Consider the following 4,297-nt stretch of genomic DNA (forward strand, 5'->3'; position numbering starts at 1 on the left):
GAAAGATCCCCAGGACTAAATCCTCTGACGAGGATGGGCCGCCCCAGGACGATCTTGGGGCGGCCCGATCCCTGTTCATGGGATGCCGGTCGCTGCGCGGGTGATCGATGGCAGCGACCTCCCCTTGGTGCCGGTCCCTGCGCGTTCAACGGACGCACTCCCCCGGAATGATCAGGCCGCGACAGACCGGCCAGTCAGCCTCAAGGGGGCCATCCACAAAAACCTATCGGCCAGGGCCTCCCGGTTTTTGCGGCAGAGATTTGGCGGAGCCAAATCTGGCCCTCCTTGACCCTGCCTGTCCGCCCTGTCGGTGGGGTTTGCGCCCGCCCGCGGTTCCGTCCGAACACATGCGTGGTCGGCCAGACCCTCGGGCGGTGCTGGGGAAGGGGACCCATTGGACAGGTGGGGTTCTTGATGGCGAGGGGGCAGGCCCGCGCCCCTGCGGGCCGCGGGGGAAGCGGACACCAAGGCTACCTGAGACTGAATGCGACGTAAGTATATAATTGACAGCTTGATATATTATCGTAATGTGGGGGCAGCCTTGGTGGAAGGTGGCAGGAAATAGGGGGTCTTTCTTCCGCATGTCCCGAACAAAACGCCTGACAGAGATCGAGAAGATGCAGATCGTCCGCGAGGCCGCGGAGGGTGTGTCGACGTCTGAGCTGGCTGAGCGTTTCGAGGTGACATCGCGGGCCGTGCGCTATGTCCTGAAAGCCGATGCCGAGCGCCAGGCAGATGCCGCGATCCCGGTTTCAGCGGTCAGTGTGAAGGTCACGGCTGCGGAGCTTGAGGCGCTCGACGCGGTGTTGGCAAAGGCGGGGATCGAGAGCCGGGCCGAGGGGCTGCGGCGGCTCATTCAGGCCGCAGGCGGGGTGTTCGTTCCGGACGCGCAGATGGCGGCCGAGATGGCGCGCTACCGCGCCTCTCTGCACGAGGTCGGCAATGGGGTCGCGCAGATCGCCAAGCAGATGACGCGGGCCAACCGGATGGGGCAGGGGGCTGATGGTGGCACGAGTGCCGAGTTCTCCGAATTGCGCCTAGCGCAGATGCGCGGGCTGGCGCGGTTCATCCTGGATTCTGCCGACGAGATCGACCTACTGCTGCGCCGCCGTCGGGACGCGATGCAGCTTGAGGCCACGGCCGCGTTGAGGGAGTTTGCCCATGCGGCTGAATGATGCCGTCCATGCCGTCACGGGCGAGGTCTTTCGGGATGGCTGGAGCCGCGTCCGGGGCTCGATGCAGGGGCTGCATGTCGCCAAGCAGACCCAGCTTACGCGCGCGGCTGCGGGGCATCGGCCAGCGGTCTTCAAGGCGATCCGGGGCGGGGGTACGCATACCAAATCGCAGCTCGCAAACCAGCTCGATTACCTCACCACGAAGTCGACCCATATCGTCGACTCGAGCGGGTTTCTGGATGGCAAGCCGAAGCTCGAGGCGGGTGACATCAAGAACCTGACCGAGCGCTTTGCCAAGCGTTGGGATGCGGGCTTCAAGCCCAAGCTGGGCCAGACGACCCATATGCTCATGTCGTTCCCCATCGGCACGCGGGGAGAGGATGTGCGCGACATTGCGACGGATGTGGCCGAGCGGTTCTTCCAGACCGACGCGGGGCATTTCGATTACATCATCGCGGTGCATGAGGACCGCGATCACCCGCATGCGCATCTGGTGCTGAACCGCCGCTCGCAAGAAGGCGAGTTCTTCTTCCTCGGCCGCAATCACCGCTTCAACTATGACGACTTCCGCCTCGCCATGGTCGAGGAGGCGGAGAAGTACGGCGTGCGCCTGGAGGCCACGCGCCGCGTCGATCGGGGGGTTGTGCATTACCCCGCCCGGACCCGCGAGGTCTATGCTGCCAAGGAAGAGGGTCGCGCGCCCCGCGAGCGCGAACGCGTGGGGCAGGACCTGACCCGGACGCTGGCGGAGATCGCCAACACCAGAACCGTCTACCATTCGCTTGCCGCAGAGGCCTCCCGGGAGACCTCCGAGGTCCGCGGGGCCCGCGAGGACATTGCCGCGGCACTCTTCCGCGCGGGCGAGGTGCTGGCGCGCGGCGGGCAGGTGGACCGAACAGGAGATGTGTATATGGCCGAGGATCAAAGCTTCGAGGATCTGAGAAGCCTTTATGCGGAGAAGCTCGCGCGGGTGCAGGGCATGATCGCCGAGAAGTCTGACGCGGAACGTCCCGTGCTGGAAAAACGCCTCATCGAGATCCAGACGCAGGTCCAGCATATGCAGCCTTTGGGGCTGCGCTCGGGTTCGCTCTCAGACGCGCCCTCGGAGGGCGGGATCTATTCCGAGGCCAATATTGACGCCAGCCAGCGCGAGCGACTGGCCGAGCCCGATCTGAGATCGCGCATCGACGCGGCCCTGCGCGGCACCGGGATCAGCACATCGGAAGTGGTGGCCCGGATCGAGACGGGCGCCTCAAATGCAGCGCTCGAGCATCAATGGATCGCCGATGATCTAACACGCGTGGCTGAGGCGCGCGATCTGAACCTTGAACGCCGCGCCGATCTGGAACAAGCCCGCGACATTCTCAACGATGTGCATGTCGCGCTCGGTACGCTCTTGGAACGGGAAAACGTGCTGCGCCGGGATGGTGTCATGGAAGCGGAACCGGTCAGCGAGCGGTTCCATTATCATGAGGGCGCGGTCCGGGCGATGGAAGGGACAATCCGTAAGGAGATGCGCGCAGACGGCCTGACCGCGCAGCAGATCGAGGACCGGGACTGGGAGGTTGTCTCAAGGGCGGAGCGCCCGATCGAGACCGAGCAGCGCGCATATCTCGAGGCACACCCGGACTTGCTCGCACGTCCCGGCGATGTGATCGACCGGTCTGAGCCCTACAGGGAGACCATCACCGATGCGGCCCGCGCCGGCGAAATCGCCCGCGAGGTCGACCGCATCATGGAGGGACGCGACGTCCGCACGCCCGTTGCAGATGCCGTCACGGATGACTTACGCGCGCGCTATCTGGACATGCCGTCCCACCTCGCCCGCGGGCTTGGCGCGACCTATGCAGCCGTCGTCGAGATCCGGGACACGGAGGCCATCAATCAGGTCCGCCGCGAAAACGAGTTGCGCGAGGGGCTTGGGGTTGGCACGCGCGACGACATCCTCGCAGCCCGCGATGAAACTGCGCCGCAGTCTGACCGTGCCGACCGCCTTGCAGACGAGATTACGCGTGTTCTGAACCATGAGCGGGCGGGGGAGTTGTCCGCGCCCTTCGAGACCGAGGCGGAGCGGGACTCCTTCCGCGGCGAGATTGCGCGGGTTCTTGATGACCGCCAACTCGCCCGGCTCACATCCGGCGATGCCGATGCGCTGGACAAGGTGCTCGAGGACCGCCTCGACCGGCTCTATGTCGCCAAGGTCTATCTGCAATCGGATGCAGCGACGGCCAACACGGAGGCTTTGCGCCAGGTGGTCGATGATCTCGCCGACACCGAATATGAAAAACACCGCGCGACAGACGTGGATGGCGAGACTGAGCGGGGTCAGGTCCATTGAGCGCCCCCATGGGAAAAGCGCGGATCGCCACAGGGATCTTGCTGGTAACGCTGGTGACCGGGGCCATGGGCTATACGATCGCTTCGGCGGTGCTGACCTACCAGGATCTCGGCTTCGGGGCAGAGATCGACTTTGCCTATATCGCGCAGAACTACATGGCGATCCTCGATCGCCGCCCGGAGGACGCGCAACTTATTCACCTGATCATCGGCAGTTTCGCCGCCGCCGGCCTGATGCTGAGCCTGGCCCTCTCAGGATCCGCCCTGACACGCTTTGGCCAGACCCATTGGCAGAGTGCGCGCGAGATGAAGGCCAACGGCTTCTTCGGGGCGCCGGGCACCGGGTTCATCCTCGGCAAGCTGGGGACGCCGGGCTCCCGCGCCAACTATATCTGCTCCAAGGTCTTCCCCCATGCGCTGATCGTGGCCCCCACGGGTCGCGGCAAGACCACGGGTTTCGTCATTCCGAACCTGCTGACCTGGCAAGGCTCCGCCGTGACGCTCGATGTGAAGGGCGAGTGCTTTGAGGCCACGGCCCGGCATCGCGAAGCCCAAGGCGACAAGGTCTATCGCTTTGCCCCCACCGATTGGGAGGGCAAGCGCACGCATCGCTACAACCCGCTCTTGCGCATCTTTGAGCAGAAAGACCCCGCCCGCCAGCAGATGGAATTGCAGCTCCTGGCGACGCTCTTCCTGCAGAGTGACAACGACCGGGTGCAGGGCCTCCTCAAAGGCGGAATCGATCTCTTCGTGGCGGCAGGCCTGCTGGCCTTCCAGCGCAAGCG

Annotated in this window: 3 protein-coding genes; all 3 read left to right on the top strand. The window is 64.9% G+C overall.

Annotated features, from left to right (window positions below; genetic code table 11):
- The first annotated feature begins 581 nt into the window (after positions 1–581).
- The gene (locus tag GFB49_RS20745; RefSeq protein WP_153218159.1) at positions 582–1,175 is read left to right on the top strand and encodes a transposase; all 594 of its coding nucleotides are present in this window, start codon (positions 582–584) and stop codon (positions 1,173–1,175) included.
- A complete protein-coding gene (locus tag GFB49_RS20750; RefSeq protein WP_153218157.1) occupies positions 1,162–3,513 on the top strand; it encodes a relaxase/mobilization nuclease domain-containing protein in 2,352 nt (783 codons plus the stop codon). Before GFB49_RS20745 ends, GFB49_RS20750 begins: the two co-directional genes overlap by 14 nt.
- A gap of 8 nt (positions 3,514–3,521) precedes the next feature.
- Positions 3,522–4,297 (top strand): type IV secretory system conjugative DNA transfer family protein (locus tag GFB49_RS20755; RefSeq protein ID WP_194269439.1); only part of this gene is annotated, 776 nt, incomplete at its 3' end.

It is taken from the genome of Tritonibacter litoralis, assembly GCF_009496005.1.
GTDB lineage: Bacteria > Pseudomonadota > Alphaproteobacteria > Rhodobacterales > Rhodobacteraceae > Epibacterium > Epibacterium litoralis.

Excerpts from the sequence above, each read along its gene's own strand:
- GFB49_RS20745 (WP_153218159.1), top strand. The coding sequence starts at position 582 with ATGTCCCGAACAAAACGCCTGACAGAGATCGAGAAGATGCAGATCGTC.
- GFB49_RS20750 (WP_153218157.1), top strand. The coding sequence starts at position 1,162 with ATGCGGCTGAATGATGCCGTCCATGCCGTCACGGGCGAGGTCTTTCGG.